14 protein-coding genes are annotated in these 15950 nt (G+C 46.5%); all 14 read right to left on the bottom strand.

Translation table 11 applies throughout. From position 1 onward, the window contains the following. Positions 1-368: 368 nt before the first annotated feature. The 14 genes from murJ to DYP60_RS08815 all read right to left on the bottom strand — a co-directional run bounded on the left by murJ (position 369) and on the right by DYP60_RS08815 (position 15927). A complete protein-coding gene (gene murJ / locus DYP60_RS08880; RefSeq protein ID WP_117330713.1) occupies positions 369-1931 on the bottom strand; it encodes a murein biosynthesis integral membrane protein MurJ in 1563 nt (520 codons plus the stop codon). Then, positions 1909-3030 (bottom strand): tRNA guanosine(34) transglycosylase Tgt, encoded by a 1122-nt coding sequence (gene tgt / locus DYP60_RS08875; RefSeq protein ID WP_117330653.1) that lies wholly within the window; start codon positions 3028-3030, stop codon positions 1909-1911. The genes murJ and tgt overlap by 23 nt, the downstream gene beginning before the upstream one ends. A 9-nt stretch (positions 3031-3039) precedes the next feature. Then, a complete protein-coding gene (locus DYP60_RS08870; RefSeq protein ID WP_117330652.1) occupies positions 3040-4125 on the bottom strand; it encodes an LptF/LptG family permease in 1086 nt (361 codons plus the stop codon). After that, the gene (locus DYP60_RS08865; RefSeq protein WP_117330651.1) at positions 4122-5372 is read right to left on the bottom strand and encodes an LptF/LptG family permease; all 1251 of its coding nucleotides are present in this window, start codon (positions 5370-5372) and stop codon (positions 4122-4124) included. The genes DYP60_RS08870 and DYP60_RS08865 overlap by 4 nt, the downstream gene beginning before the upstream one ends. Before the next feature lie 2 nt (positions 5373-5374). Next, complete coding sequence (dut, locus tag DYP60_RS08860) at positions 5375-5824, bottom strand: dUTP diphosphatase (RefSeq protein WP_160525890.1); 450 nt, start codon at positions 5822-5824, stop codon at positions 5375-5377. 1 nt (position 5825) lies between these two features. Further along, on the bottom strand, positions 5826-7934 hold the full coding sequence (pnp, locus tag DYP60_RS08855; protein ID WP_117330650.1) for a polyribonucleotide nucleotidyltransferase: 2109 nt from the start codon (positions 7932-7934) through the stop codon (positions 5826-5828). Positions 7935-8050: 116 nt separating this feature from the next. Beyond that, the gene (gene rpsO, locus DYP60_RS08850) at positions 8051-8317 is read right to left on the bottom strand and encodes a 30S ribosomal protein S15 (protein ID WP_117330649.1); all 267 of its coding nucleotides are present in this window, start codon (positions 8315-8317) and stop codon (positions 8051-8053) included. After that, positions 8314-9150, bottom strand: a complete 837-nt coding sequence (locus DYP60_RS08845; RefSeq protein WP_117330648.1) for an FAD synthetase family protein — start codon at positions 9148-9150, stop codon at positions 8314-8316. Before DYP60_RS08845 ends, rpsO begins: the two co-directional genes overlap by 4 nt. Further along, positions 9137-10039 (bottom strand): tRNA pseudouridine(55) synthase TruB, encoded by a 903-nt coding sequence (truB, locus tag DYP60_RS08840; protein ID WP_117330647.1) that lies wholly within the window; start codon positions 10037-10039, stop codon positions 9137-9139. The genes DYP60_RS08845 and truB overlap by 14 nt, the downstream gene beginning before the upstream one ends. Further along, positions 10023-10385, bottom strand: a complete 363-nt coding sequence (gene rbfA, locus DYP60_RS08835) for a 30S ribosome-binding factor RbfA (protein ID WP_117330646.1) — start codon at positions 10383-10385, stop codon at positions 10023-10025. Before rbfA ends, truB begins: the two co-directional genes overlap by 17 nt. After that, positions 10382-13156, bottom strand: a complete 2775-nt coding sequence (infB, locus tag DYP60_RS08830) for a translation initiation factor IF-2 (RefSeq protein WP_117330645.1) — start codon at positions 13154-13156, stop codon at positions 10382-10384. Before infB ends, rbfA begins: the two co-directional genes overlap by 4 nt. Before the next feature lie 15 nt (positions 13157-13171). Continuing rightward, positions 13172-14674: a transcription termination factor NusA gene (gene nusA / locus DYP60_RS08825; RefSeq protein WP_117330644.1), complete on the bottom strand. Its 1503-nt coding sequence runs from the start codon at positions 14672-14674 to the stop codon at positions 13172-13174. Further along, on the bottom strand, positions 14664-15164 hold the full coding sequence (locus DYP60_RS08820) for an LSm family protein (RefSeq protein ID WP_117330643.1): 501 nt from the start codon (positions 15162-15164) through the stop codon (positions 14664-14666). Before DYP60_RS08820 ends, nusA begins: the two co-directional genes overlap by 11 nt. A gap of 118 nt (positions 15165-15282) precedes the next feature. Further along, a complete protein-coding gene (locus tag DYP60_RS08815; protein WP_117330642.1) occupies positions 15283-15927 on the bottom strand; it encodes a ComF family protein in 645 nt (214 codons plus the stop codon). Between the last annotated feature and the right edge of the window lie 23 nt (positions 15928-15950).

Here is a 15950-nt window from a genome sequence, read left to right as displayed (position 1 = left end):
TACAACCTGCATAGCAATTTGAAGGGCTTGCTTGCTGCATTCAGGGGTGTCTCCACGAAATACCTCGTTTGAAATGGTTTTGAGGCTCAAAACTTTGTTATTGGGCAAGATGGACAGTGCTCCACATATCAGGAAGCATTTCATACGACACTATTACCATTCTCAGGCGGTGGGTAGCAATCCAATACGCTTCGAAATCAGAACCTATTAAAAACTCTTCCTCACCCCTGATATAACCCAACACTGTTGATATAATAAAGAGATACATGAGTAACCAGCGGTTCTGTTTGAGATCGTGTATACTGCAAAACACAGCTTCTTTCTCTACTCATTTGATTCCCCAACGGAGCGAGAGAAAAGGAATCGCCTTACAAGTTGCTGTCATGCTTCTTGGAACGGAAGGGGTTGAGTAGTTCTACCTTGAACACTGTATATGAAAGCAGCCATACCACCAAAGAACCGAGGGCAATTAGACAAAGTATCAGAAAGTTTCTCAAATTTGATCCAGATTGATACCATGTCATATGGAATGAGGCATAGAAGAGGCAACAGACAAGAATAGGGATGTTTGCAACCAGTACTCGCAACAATCCTCGCTTCAGCAGTTTGTCCTTCAGCGGATTGTAGAGATCCCTCAGCGTATATGACAAGAATCCAAGCAGTACAACATAGCTTATGCCATTGGCAAGAGGAAGTGAGATGATCCCCCACCCCAGCTTGATGAAGATCCACATCAAAAGTATGTCTATTCCATTCTGTATGAAGGTAATCTTGGTCATCAATGCATAGCGGTTTGCACTATAGCCAAGGCGAATCAGCATTGCATACCAGCTGGTGGTTACCATGAACAGCAAAAATGGGCGGAGAGCCAATGCAGTAAGCTGGGCATCTGCCAGTGTGTAATTACCAGTCTGCAGTACAACACTGACACTCTCTTGGCTCAGAAAGAAGAGGATAATTCCACTAGGGAGGAGCAAGCTCGTCAGTTGGATAATGCTAGAGCGGGTATGCCTTTGCATTTCCTTCGACTGCCCTAGTGCGAAAGCACGACTGAGCAGGGGAAGGCTTACAGCACTGATGGCATTAAAGAAAACTCCGTAGGGAGTCTGGTAGAAAATAGTCGCATTCGCGAAGGCTGTTACACTTCCTTCACTCAAGGTGGATGCGAAATGATATGTTACCAACTGCGTGACCACCTGCATTCCCATACCCAAGACGACCAATGACCATGCTCCGATAACTGGCTTCAGAGGAGTATCACCCTGTTTAAAAGCAGGCTTCAATCGGTATCCGTATCGCCTAAGCATAAGGTAGGAATAGGAACCTTGCAGCAATCCTCCTACCAATGTCGCCCAGGCCATGCTCATGGCTCCAAGATACGGTGTGAGGTATTGTACCCCAAAAATCACAGAAAGCGAAAAAAGCAGAGGGGAAAGATAGGCATGGAGAAAGTTGTGATGGGATTGTAGTACACCATTGAAGATGGCCCCCATGCTGATCGCTGCCAAGTAGATCATGAAGAAAGGAAGTAGTTTGGCACCCAAAGCAACCTGGGCACTGTCAAAATCACTGATCAGGGAGATGAACTGCCCACCGAAAAAATAGGAGAGCAGTACCAGGGGTATCAAGAGGATTGCCTGATACGTGCAGAGCAGACTGAAGAGATGGAGGGAGCTTCGCTTCTTTCCCAACCCGAGGAGACTGGAAAAAGCAGGTATGAGTGCTGAATTGACAGCACCTTCTGCAAAAAGCTTACGGAAGTTGTTGGGAATATTGAATGTGAAGTTGATTACATCCGCTACCCCACTCGCACCAAAAACAGATGAGAGTACCCGAGCTTTCACAATCCCCAACAATCTGCTTGCAATGGTAGAGAGCATGATGGCGATACTGCTTTTGGCTGTCTTGCTACTTTGCGTAGAATCTTGCAAGGTATTCCCTTTTAAAGGAGGCAAAGCGATTCTCCCTAATAGCCTGACGGACACGTTCCATCAGTCGATAGAAATAGGTCAGGTTATGTTCCGTTGCCAACATGCCTCCGAGCATTTCTCCCGTCTTGATGAGATGATGCATATATGCACGGCTGTACTGGGTACAAGCCCTGCAGGTACAACCCTCTTCAAGCGGACCATGATCAAATGTATGGATTGCCTTCTTGAGTGTGATAATCCCGTCATCAGTAAAAATACCACCATTGCGTCCCATACGGGTTGCTAGGACGCAATCGAACATATCAATACCATTTTCTACCGCTTCAAGGATGTAGTCAGGGCTTCCAATACCCATGACGTACCTGGGTTTTTCCTTTGTTACCAATTCTGCAGTATATCCAAGGAAATGAGAGAATTGTTCCCTGCTCTCTCCTACTGAAAGACCCCCAATGGCAATCCCAGGGAAATCCATCTCATTGAAGAATTCAGCACTCTGTTTACGGAGATCTTCATAGAAGTTGCCCTGGACTATACCAAACAAGTTGCCTTTGAACGATTCACCCAGGTGTTGTCGATGTTCAATCGCCCGTTGTGCCCATGCGTGGGTAATCTGCATCGCCTCAGTGGCAGCACGGTAATCGATATCAGGAGGGGTACATACATCGAGGCACATCGCAATATCACTGCCTATCACGTTTTGGGTATCCACTACATTCTCAGGGGTGAATATATGCTTAGACCCATCAATATGACTCTGGAAGGTCACTCCCTTCTCTCCGATTTTGCGAAGACCAGAGAGGCTGAATACCTGGAAACCACCACTGTCTGTCAGTAAATTCCCATCCCAATGTGAAAAATTATGCAATCCTCCAAACTGTGAGAGAACCTCAAGCCCAGGTTTTAGATAGAGATGATAGGTGTTTCCAAGGATAAGCTTGTACCCGATTTTTTTTACATCCTCATGGAACATTGCTTTTACCGTTCCCTTGGTGCCTACCGGCATGAATACCGGTGTTTCCACTTCCCCATGACCAAGCGAAAGGATACCCAGTCGGGCATTGCTGCTGGTATCCTGATGGATTGTTCGAAATAGTGCCATACAATTCCCCTACCGTAACACTGCTCTTTCTGACAGTGCAATGCATACTATCACAATCATCGGGATTACCATACCCCAAATCGGGGCGATAACCCCTTGTTTTGCCATGATGGTGGTAACCATTTGTACTACATAGTAGATCACTGCGATGGAGAGGCTGGTGATGATACTAAAGAGCAGCACATTTTTCTTGTACTTATAACTGATGGTGCAGGCAATGAATAACAGGATGAGTGGATTGAGGTGATCAAGCAAACGTTTGGTGAAATCAGTGGCAAGCTCAGGATACCGGGAAGGATCAAGCACTTCCATCCGCCTGAGGTAATCGGTTGCTGTCCCGAGCTCCATGGTGGTAATGTCATTGCTCAGATTCCTAAAGTAAGAAGGAGCAAGTGTAAACTCATCCAAACGTAATTCCGGTATTTCCCGGGAGGAGACAACCAAGCCATCTCTATCAATTTCCTGCAATCGTACCCGCTCCATTCTCCAATCTTCACGGTCATCTTCCCAGTACGCCCAGGCGGCATCGACCCTTCCCCGCATTGCCCCTTCTTCATCAAGCAGGACCAGGAGCACTTGGGCAAGCCGTTTCTGGTCATCACTATACTGCTTTGCATGCACCACATATCCACCTTCTGGATCTCGTAAGGTAATGTTTCTATTATCATAGGTACTGCGTAATCCGAAGAGTTCATCTTGCTTTATCTCTCGAGTCCTTTGAGCAGGTATGAACACATATTCGCCAAAACCAAATTCCAGAAGACTGAAGAGTATACCCAAAATCAGGATTGGGGTGACAATGCGACGATAACTCAGTCCACTTCCCAACAAACAGATGTATTCATTATTAGCCTGTAGTTGAGAGAGAAAATATGCAGCAGAGAACAGGAGCGATGGTCCGAGCGCGAAGAGCACTGCCTGGGGTATATACAGCAACGTCAAACTCAATATTGTGAAGGGGCTGACCTCATTGGTGAGATAGGCATCAAGATTGCTGAATAAATCAACACTGAGTAGCATAAGCGTACACAGTACAAGGGTGAGGAGTGCTACGATGGTAACAGAACGAGTGACATATCGGTCATGCAGTTTCATAGACGCCTCGCAAACAGCATGATCAAGACACCACTGAGGAACATGAGAACATTGGGAATCCAGATAAGTAGACCAGGATGAATAGGAAACTTGAAAATCTGCATTTGTGAAAAAAACAGAAGATACCAATAGAGTACTGCCACCAGCATGGACATTCCAAATCCAATAAGCCGTCCATGCTTTACCTTGAAGAATGAAAACGAGAAGGTCAGAAACACCAACATAAAACAAGCCGCACTGAGTGCAAATTTCTTGTGGAGCTCCGCCCTATAATACTGGTAGTAGAAGTTGATCGGTTTTTTCTTCTCAAGATTGCTTACCTCTTGTGCTGCCTCCTCCACACGTTCAGGAGAGACCATCTCTTGTTGTGTGAGTGTAGCAAGATTCAGTCTTGCTTTCTGGAGTTTCTCTTCGTAGCGTGCCGTTTCCTTTTCCAGGGCAGATCGATGTATTGCGATATTTTCCTGCAACTCTTTTATAGACAGCTGGGAAGGGAGTGCTGATGCAAGACTGGCAATTTGTCCTGAAAAATTGAGAAAGAACCTTGCGCTGTCTGCCTTGGAGAGTGCCCACTGACTATCACCATCATTTCTTAGCATCAATGGATTTTCCAGATCAAGCTGGTAAATGAATGCATTCAGATCATAGAGTGTTACTTCTGCTGTTGGTGCACTAATAATTTGACCGCTTCGATCGTTGGAGGTCTCAAACAACACAATGTCATGTACAGTATTTCCTACTACTTCTTTATTGACCAATACCTTGTTTCCAATTGTATTCGTTGTGTTGCTGGCAAGTTCCAATGTAGGAAGCTCTCTCATGAGACCACTATACAGTTCGCGATACTTCTTGGTGCTCCAAGGAAGTGCCTTGTCTGCAGTGAGGAAGGTCATGAGTGAAAAGATGAGTGAAATCAGAATAATAGGAAGGAAAACATGTTTGAGTGATATTCCACTACTCCGAATAGCAAGTATTTCATTGTTGTCCGATAGATCCCCGATTACCATGCTTGATGCGGTGAGGCTGGAAAACGGAAAGGTGTATAACAGAAATTGGGGGATAGAGAGCAACACCAGTTGAAATACAGAGAAATAATCCACCTGTTTGAGAAGTATTCGTTGTGCGATAAGCAGGATCTGGTTGATGAAAAAGATGAAAAAGAAAAAAAAGAATGCCACAATAAAGGAAAGGAGGTACTCCCTTCCTATGTGGCGATATACTAAATTGAATCGTGCACCTTGCTTCAACGTTATACTCCCGTTGAACCAAAGCCTCCAATTCCGCGTTCTGTAGCATCAAGCTCCATAGTCGGCAAAAAGGAGGCTTGTTCACACCGCGCGATAACCATCTGTGCGATACGGTCTCCACAATGGATGAGAAAGTCCTCTTCCCCATGATTTATCAAGAGGACAGCCACTTCACCACGATAATCACTATCAATGGTTCCTGGACTGTTGAGGACCGTAATCCCATGCTTGGCAGCAAGCCCGCTTCTTGGCCTGACCTGTGCCTCGTACCCAGGAGGGACCTGAATGCTCAACCCGGTGGAAATCTTTGCATAGGACCCTGCCTTTAGGAGAAAGTCCTCCTCTAGGCAGGCTGAAAGATCAGCACCTGCACTTCTCTCCGTACCATAGTTGGGAAGGAGAGCATGCTCATTGAGCTTCTTGATCTTTACCACAACCGAACGGATCTCCATGTTATTTGGCATTGCCTTCGATTGCATCAATGTAACTCAGGTTCAAACGACCCTGACGGTCTATTTCAATAAGCTTTACCGGTACGGACTGCCCGACGGAAAGTACATCTTCAACGTTCTGGACACGAGTCTTTGCAAGCTTGGAAATATGGCAGAGTCCTTCCTTGCCTGGCAGGATTTCGATGAATGCACCGAAGTCCATGATTCGCTTAACCGTTCCCTGGTAGATTCTCCCTACTTCAGGTTCTTCAACGATGGACTGCACGAGTTCCTTGGCAAGTTTTGCTGCTGCAGCATTCTTGCCGTAGATAGTGATGGTTCCATCATCAGCGATGTTGACCTCAGCACCACTCTGGCTGGCGATTGCCTTGATTGTCTTGCCACCGGTGCCGATGACAGCGCCGATTTTCTCAAGATCGACCTTCATGGTCAAAATCTTGGGAGCATACTCGTTGATTTCCCCACGAGGAGTTTTCAGGGTATCTTCCATGATATTGAGGATATGAATTCTACCCTTCTTCGCCTGCTCAAGTGCTTTCTTCATAATCTCAGGGGTGACCCCTGCGATCTTGATATCCATCTGGAAAGCAGTAATACCCTCACGAGATCCTGTTACCTTGAAGTCCATGTCCCCGAGGTGGTCCTCTTCACCAAGAATGTCACTGAGAACCACATACTTGGAGTAATCAGCACCTTCAGTGATCAAGCCCATTGCAATGCCAGCAACAGGAGTTTTGATGGGCACACCAGCATCCATCAATGAGAGACAGCCACCACAAACGGAAGCCATGGAGGAGGAGCCGTTGGATTCCATGATTTCACTTACAACTCTGATGGTGTACGGAAAGACATCCTTGGATGGGATGATAGCTTCGAGAGCTCTCTGGGCAAGGTGTCCATGTCCAATCTCCCGTCTTCCGGTAGAAAGCCTTCCCGTTTCACCAACGCTGTATGGAGGGAAGTTATAATGCAACATGAATGAACTGAAGGACTTTTCACCATCAATAGTGTCAAACATCTGTTCATCGCTGGCGGTACCAAGGGTGGTAACAGCCAAGCTCTGTGTCTCACCACGAGTGAAAAGTGCAGAACCATGAGTCCTGGGCAACAGTCCAACCTCACAAGTAATCGGGCGAATTTCATCAACCTTTCTACCGTCGGTACGAACACCTTCATTGAGAATCGAGGAACGAAGAATCTCGTACTCAAGATCTTCAAAAAGACCACCAAGTTGATTTGGGCGATCTTCATCCTCACCAATAAGGTCTGCAAACGTTTCCTGTACCTGTTCGTGTACTTCAGCAAGTGCAGCATAGCGATTCATCTTCCCTTTGACAAAAGAAGCTTTCTTGATCAATGGATAGGCAAACTCTCTCACGGGAGCAAGCCAGGAAAGGTCGACTGTGCTCTCTATGATAGGAAGCTTTTCTTTCCCAGCAAGTTCGCGTAACTCAAGCTGTGCATCACAGAGCTTGGTAATGAAAGGCTGAGCAGTAGCAATTGCTTCAAGCATCACCTCTTCACTCACCTCTTTTGCACCACCTTCGACCATGGTGATCCCGTCGCGCGTACCAGCAACTACAATATCAAGCTCGCTTTTTTCAATTTCACTGAACGTTGGGTTGACAATATAGTTGCCATCCAAGAGAGAAATACGAACAGCAGCGATTGGACCACCAAATGGGATATCACTGATAGTGACTGCGGCACTGGCTGCGTTCATGGCAATGATGTCTGGGGTATTGCTCATATCAGAGGAGATTGCAGTAGGGACAATCTGGATTTCCCTGCCAAAAGCCTTGTTGAACAAGGGGCGCATTGGACGGTCGATCAAACGGCTGACAAGGATTTCCTTGTCCTTGGGGCGGGATTCTCTCTTGAGAAATCCACCAGGAATCTTTCCAGCTGCATAGTATTTTTCATTATATTCAACACTGAGTGGTACATAATCCAAGCCTTCGTTGGGTTGTTTGCCACAGCAGACCGTTGCGATTACCGCACTCCCTTCATAATGGGCATAAACGGAGCCGTTGGCTTGTTTGGCAATTTTCCCGGTTTCAAAAACCATGTCGGAATTACCGATCCGTACAGATACTTTCTTAACTTCCATGTTCTTCTTCCTTTCTTCGTTCTTTTTGTTCTTCTTTACTATATCATATAAATAGCTCCAACAGCCTGAAAAGCCATCGGAGCCATTCACACAAATTTACAGTGAAAACACCACCGTTATTTTCTCAGACCGAGGTCTGCGATCAGCGCACGGTAAGCGTCTATGTCGTTGTTGCGCAGATACTTCAGGAGGCGCCTGCGATGTCCGACCATCTGCAACAACCCTCTAGTTCCGGCATGGTCCTTGGGATTGGCCTTGAAATGAATCTGAAGGTCGTTGATCCTGGCGGTCAGCAAGGCAATCTGTGCCTGTGTTGATCCAGTGTTCTTCTCATCACCACCATACTTCGTAATGATTTCTTGTTTCTGTTCTTTCGAGATCATGAACTACTCCCCTTAGCTATTAAGCCAAGTCTTTTTGTACGTAACAGTTTCCTGTCCCACATCCCAACTTTTGGAATAATCAGAAGGTCTTCATTCCCAATGATTGTTTTCACTGGAACCTTTGTATCATCCGAAAGTGTAAGGTAGGCATCATACACACCCGCCATTGGCAGTAGTTGCATGAAGGAAGCCGTACGGTACAGCAACCCGTCTTCAGTGAATTTGGAGGGATAAGCGACCAAATCCAATTCATACGGTCTGCCAAGCATACCTTGGATTTCTTCCAAGGCGCCCTCAAGAAGTTTTTTACGCACCAATGTGCTTGAAACAACCTCTCTCTTGTCTGTTCGGACAAAAGGAGGAACTTCCACAATCGCACCTGGTGACAATCGGTTCAGATGTTCCTGCAGCTGAACAGGTCCGGCACTTGACGCCGGGGCACCGCAGCGGAAATCTTCTCCGACAACCATAGCTTTGACTTGGCAAAAAGCACAAACCAAAGCAAGGAACTCCTCAGCTGTGAGTTTACTGAAATCAGCAGAAAAGTCAATGACTACCATATGGTTAACACCAAGATTGGCAAGGATTTCCTGCATTTGCGCCTCTGTGGTGAGTTTGGAATGGTAGGGTTGGCTTTTTGTCACCATCTTTGGGTTCTTGTCGAATGTGATCACCATGCTTTCCCACCCATTTTCTTTTGCAAAAGAGATTGTGCGGTCCAGAATAGTTAAGTGTCCACGGTGGATGCCATCGAATACACCGATGGAAACCACCATGGGCACTTGCCAGAGAACTGGATGAGCTGAGAGATGCATGAAATCATATCGTTTCATACTGTTTTCCCCCTGTATATGGATGTATCTGGGCAATGAGACGTTTCTCCTGAAGGTTGGATACAGCCCGTAAGACACCGTCCTTGCTATACAAGGCCCCAAAGACAGCATCTTTACCTTCCTTGATGCAAGTAACCGTATGGGGATAGGACCCGTTGGCTACCCGAAACAATTCACTCTCAGGCATTTCAAACACACTGACATCTTCCAACCGTTTCAAATATGCATCAGTATATTGCATGGAGGATACAAGTGCTTCCGTATTCCTTGCATCAACCGCCTCATCCAAGGAGAACGGCCCAATGCTCGTACGAACCAAGGAAGTAAGATGAGCCCTGCTTCCACATGCTTTTCCTAAATCCCTGGCAATGCTTCTAATGTAGGTACCTTTTGAAACATGAATATCTGCAACCAGTACACCATTCTGGTAGCTGATCGGGGAAAAAGCGTAGATTGTTATCGGTCGTTTAGGCATGACAACCTGCTTGCCTTGCCTGACAAGCTCGCTCGCCCGTTTCCCATTGATATGCAAAGCACTATAGGCAGGTGGTTCCTGCTCTCCTTCACCGATGAAGCTGGGAATGGCTTCTAAGATGGTGTCATAGTGAGGTATAGATGCTTCTGCGATTACTGTACCTTCCGGGTCAAGGGTATCAGTCTCTGTTCCAAACTGGATGTGTGCACGATACTGCTTATCCATCCGGGAAAATAGAACATTCAGCTTGGTCATACTCCCCGTGAGCACAATCAAGAGCCCCTCTGCAAACTTATCAAGCGTACCAGCATGCCCTACTTTTGGGTCTATGGTACGCTTGATATCGTTCAGACTGGAAAAACTGGTCAGTCCCCGTTTTTTTTTGATGAGGAGAATACTAGCGTTCTTTCCCATCTTCCACCAATGAATCAATCAAGGCATTGATCTTTTGCCCTTCTTTAAGAGAAAAGTCTGCTTTGAATTTGAGCACAGGAGTATTCCGGGTTTTCAGGAATGCTCCTACGCGTTTCTGAATAAATCCACTCGCATTCTGCAATCCGGCTACACTTTCCTCGAGGCTCTTGTCATCAAGAACAGAGGAGATGTAAACGGTTGCATAGGCATTATCCTGGGAAAGCTCCACTTTGCTTACTGAGCAAAGTGTGCTTACCAGGGGATTTTTAACCTCTCCTGTGACGATCAACATGCTGATCGCCTCAGAGAGTTTTGCTTCTATTCGTTTCTGACTATATTCACTCATTGTTGTTTTTCACTTTTTGTTTCCAACTTACGGGCAATTTCCTCAGTCTCAATGATCTCCAGAATGTCACCAACATGCAAATCGTTGAAATTCTCAAGTCCAATACCACATTCAAAACCTTCAGCAACTTCCTTCGCATCATCCTTGAACCGCTTCAAGCTCGAAATCTTGACCTTGTCAGCAGTGAGCTGGACGGAATCACGGAAGACCCTTGCAAAAGCATTTCTCTTGACCTTTCCACTGGTAACCATACATCCGGCAATCGTTCCAATTCTGGGTACTTTAAAGGTATCACGGACTTCAACAGTACCGATTTCAACCTCACGTACCTCAGGTTTGAGCATGCCTTCCATGGCACTGCGGATATCGTCAACAACATCATAAATGATATTGTATTTACGAATCTCGATTTTCTCCTGGTCGGCGAGTACCTGGGCTCTGGGAGTCGGGCGAACATTGAACCCGATTATCAAGGCAGCAGATGCACTGGCCAAGGTGACATCACTCTCGATGATTGCACCGGCACTTGCATGGATGACATTGAGATGGATCTCATCGTTGGAGAGTTTCTGTAGTGCGCCCTGCAAGGCTTCAACAGAGCCCTGTACATCACCCTTGATGATGACATTGAACTCCTGGATGGTTCCTTCCTTGATCTTGGAGTAGAGATTGTCCAAGGTAACCTTCTTCACATTACGGCTATCCCCGATTCTCTCAAGCTCCTGACGCTTGTTACCAACCTGACGGGCTTGTCTCTCATCTTCCGTGACCTGGAATGGATCTCCGGCCCCCGGTATATCCGAGAGTCCGATAATCTCAACAGGAGTGGAAGGACCAGCTTCTTCAATCTTGTTACCTTTATCATCAAACATGGCTCTTACACGGCCAGGATAAATACCGGCTACATAATGGTCACCCTGTCTCAAGGTTCCTCGTTCAATCAAGACGGAGGCAACAATACCCCTACCCTGGTCGATTCGGCTCTCAATGATCTTTCCTTCAGCCCTGCAGTTTGCATTGACTTTCAATTCAAGCATTTCTGCTTGGAGGAGGATTGTATCAAGCAATTCATCAATACCGATCTTTTTCAGTGCAGAAATTTCACAATAAAGCGTTTGACCGCCCCAAGCTTCCGGCATCAAACCAAGATCAGAGAGCTGTTGCATGACTCGCTCAGGCTTCGCGTTAGGCAGGTCACACTTATTGATTGCAACTATGATGGGTACATTGGCAGCACGGGCATGGTCAATAGCCTCACGGGTTTGTGGCATCACACCATCATCGGCAGCAACTACCAGGATGACGATATCGGTAACCTGTGCACCTCGAGCACGCATCATAGAGAAGGCTGCGTGTCCAGGAGTATCAAGGAATACAACCTCCCCTCTTCCAGGAAGATCAACCTTGTAGGCACCAATGTGCTGGGTAATCCCCCCATACTCACCTTCGGCTACCTTGGTTGAACGAATTGCATCGAGCAACTTGGTCTTACCATGGTCGACGTGTCCCATAACCGTAACGATTGGTGCACGATCAATTAGGTCTTCATCCTTGTCCAGTTCACGACCGATCAATGTTTCATCATAGAGTGAGACCAGATTCACCTTACAGTTGTACTCGCTACAAATAATTTCAGCTGTCTCATGGTCAATCTGCTGGTTGATAGTAACCATCATGCCCATCTTGAGGAGTTTTGCAATGATTTCATTTGCTTTCAAATTCATCTTCTTGGCGAGGTCACTTACTGTAATGACCTCCATCATGTCGATGGACTTGGGTACAGCAGCAAGCTTGGCTGCTGCCTGTTGCTTGCGTCTCTGAATCTGGAACTCCTTTTCTTCTTCGGCGTTCCGTTTCTTATAGGTAGCGTTGTTCTTTTTCTTGAAACTCTTTTTATTGGTCCGCTGGTTTACAGGAGCCATATCCTGCATGGGAGAGGTATTGCCTCCACCTTGAGGCCCACCAAATGGAGGCCTCGGACCACCTGGCCCTCTGAATCCACCGCCACGTTGAAAGGGTGCCCCACCCCTAGAAGGACCATTGGAATTTGGTCTGTACCCGCCTGGTCTTGCAGGTCCACGGTTGTCCTGTCCCTGATATCCCGTGCCTGCAGGTCTTGCAGGCCCACGGCTGTCCTGTCCCTGATATCCAGTGCCTGCAGGTCTTGCAGGTCCACGAGAATCCTGGCCTTGATACCCACCCCTATTGTTGTTGGGGCGGTATGGAGGCCTGGTTCCAGGAGCTGGACGCCCACCAACCATGCCAGCAACACGAGGACCTGTACTGGGCACCGGACTCTCCTTGGAAGAGATCCCTCCTGGGTTTTTGCTTTGCAACTCTTTATGATCCTTCACCGTTAATCCCTGGTTGGGAACCGGTGGCAGATTGGTCGGTCTGATTACGACCGGACCATTATGCAAGGGAGAAGAGGATAGGCTGTCTGACCCACTATGGCGATGGGCCTTTCGTACCACACTGCTTGTGCGGCCTTCAGAAGCTGTCTTTTTCTTTTCAATTGCTTCCTTAGTACCTTCTTCCTTGGAGGTTTTTTGACTCTCCTGCTTCTCTTTCTCGGGCTTTTCAGCCTCCTTGCGAGCCTGAGGCTTCACCACGACAACCTTCTTCTTTACCACGACCACTCGACGTTTTTCAGTGGCCTTTTGTTTTGACTCAGGTTCTTTGGCGGGACTCATCTGCTCTTTGTTGTGCTCCACAGGATTCACAACATGTTTGATCAACGTTGCTTTTGGCTTGTTATTCTCTTCCGACATTATTTCCTCTATAATTTACTCTACCTCAAATACCAGACCTGTACCACAGTTTGGGCACACATTCATATCCTCTGTGATGGAAGAACCACAATTGGGACAGACATACTCAGTCTCAGTTTCCTCTTCATCTTCAACAATATCAACATACTCATTGATAGTATCCTTGATTGCAATAATCTCTTCCTCGCTCAAATCACTGAAGCTCGCAAGATCCTCTTCGCTGAGATTGATGAACTCTTCAACACTATACACATCATGGAAATGGAGTTTCTTCAGCAACATCTCATCCAAAGGAAGTTCAGTGAGGGCAATCTCATCCTCATCGACGAAACTCTCCTGAAGGGCAACTTCACCTTCCTGTGTCTCCAGCATATCACCTGCATTCTGTGCAACGAGCTCTTCGTTATAATACTCCTGCTCATCGAGGAAAATGCTTTCTGCCCTACTACGAGCTTCCTTGGCAATATCCATCTCGTCAAACTGAGCTTGGGTTTTTACATCAATCATCCAGTCAACCAGCTTGTTTGCCAAACGAACGTTCAAGCCCTGTTTTCCAATAGCCAATGAAAGTTGAGTGTCTTCCACAATGGCCACTGCATGATAGATATTCTTGTCAAGAATCACTACATCCTTTACTTGCGCAGGTGAGAGCGCATTGCGGATATAGTTGATCGGGTTGGGATCGTAGCGAAGGATATCAATCTTCTCACCCTCTATCTCGCTCATGATAGTCTGAATTCGATTTCCCTTCAACCCAACACAGGCGCCTACAGGGTCAATATCATCATTACGTGATGCCACAGCCACCTTTGTACGGTATCCTGCTTCACGGACAATCTTGATGATATCAATCTGGTTCTGTGCAATTTCCGGTACCTCAACCTCGAAAAGCTTGCGAATCAATTCGCTGCTTGTTCTCGAGAGGATGACCCGTACACCACGCTCAGCCTTCTCTACACTCTCTACATAACACTTGATCTTGTCATTGCTCTGGTAACTTTCCCTACTGGACTGGTTTCTCCTGGGCAAAAGTCCTTCGGTACTCCCGATATCGACATAGATATCACCGGTAGGAGACTGTCTTCTATAGTAACCAATGATCAGCTGACCTTCTTTTGCCTTGAATTCGCTGTACAGTGTATCCTTCTGGATATCTCGAAAGCTCTGATGGGCTCGTTGTTTTGCACTCTGCACACTGATGCGGTCGAATTCCTTGAGGTCAACAGGAATGAGCAGCTCATCACCAATCTCACACTCCTCATGGATTTCTTTTGCCTCACTGAGTGGAATTTCAGTTACTTCATTATACCATTCGTCATCATCGACAATCTGGCGTCTGCTTGCGAGTTCAACGCTGGTATAGTCTTCACTGAACTCTATGACGGCATTCTCATCGGTACCGAATTTTCTTTTGTATGCTGCGCGGAGTATATCCTCAATGGTGCTGATAACCAGCTCCTCGGAAATGTTCTTTTCCGCTACCATACTTCTAATAGCGTCACCAATTTCAGTTGCCATGTGAATTGTCCTCCCATCTATAATCGAGTTTAGCTTTTTGTATACTAGCCAACTCGACGACCATCGTTGCAATCATCTCTTTTCCATCCTCAATATATACCTCGTCAAGCGTGAGTGCATGGTCATCACATGCTTTGATGATGCCACTTACCCATGCCGGCTTACTCGTATCATAAACCCGTACACGCCTGCCGGTAAACAAGCTAAACTCATAGAAATCCTTAATCGTACGTTGCAGTCCCGGTGTGGTGACCTCAAGTTGAAGATCACGGTCTCCCAATGTCAGTTCCATTCGAGGATACACCAAACGGTACACCTTGGCACAATGATCGACGTTTACTTCTTCTTCCTTTGCCATGATCACAATGGTAACCAGGACACTGTTTCCACGAATAAGCTCGTCTATGTCCACCAACGTAATACCCATTGCACTGAGCAGAGGTTCATATTCACGAAACAAAGGTGTTTCTTCAATTCCTTTCTGTATCATACTACTCCTGAAAAAAGTTCATAAAAAAGGGATGCGCCTGTTGGCGATCCCCAATAAACAACTAATCCTGTCAAAATAGTATCGATAACCCCTATCTTTGTCAACGATGCACGTACACTTATACATCAGCAAGTACCACAATCGTTGCATTACACCCAAAACATGATCGTAACAACTCCCTCGCTTGGTTTGAGGTGGTACCCGTGGTAGCTACATCATCCAGAAGCACCGCCGTGTAACCGTCAGACAAAAACTGGGAGAATCGTTCTTTCTTTCTTCTTGAACTGGTTAATTGTAATGCATGTTCAAGGGAACGCTGTTCCTTGGAAAGCAACTTATATTGTGTACCCTTATGCTTGGTGAAGAGAGATAGCTGTGCATAGCCCTCTCTTCTTGCAAGATATGAAGTGATTACCTCCATCTGGTCAAACCCACGTCTCTTATATCCCTCTCTGGAACAGGGAATAGGAAGAAGCAGTGGAGATTCCAGCGAAGAGAGCAGAGGTAGGTACAATCCAGCGAGGAGCGGGGCAAGAGCAATTTCACCCCCGAATTTGTACCTTCTGATCAACGATGCAAGTGTTTTCTCATAGGGTCCGTATGCGAGCATCCCAGTCGTACAGACAGGACATACATACGAGGAATCAAGCACCGGGTTTCCACAGACTGGACAACGATGCTTGAAAAGAAACGCATACCCTGCTTTTCTGATTGACTGCGCACAGGATGGACAGAGTGTTGCATCAGAAAGTGTTTTACACATACGGCACCACATACCCTTCAAGT

Source organism: Sphaerochaeta halotolerans (assembly GCF_003429665.1).
Classification (GTDB): Bacteria; Spirochaetota; Spirochaetia; order Sphaerochaetales; family Sphaerochaetaceae; genus Sphaerochaeta; species Sphaerochaeta halotolerans.
The sequence above is the reverse complement of the archived record's forward strand: the minus strand, read 5'-3'. Positions and strand labels throughout refer to the sequence as shown.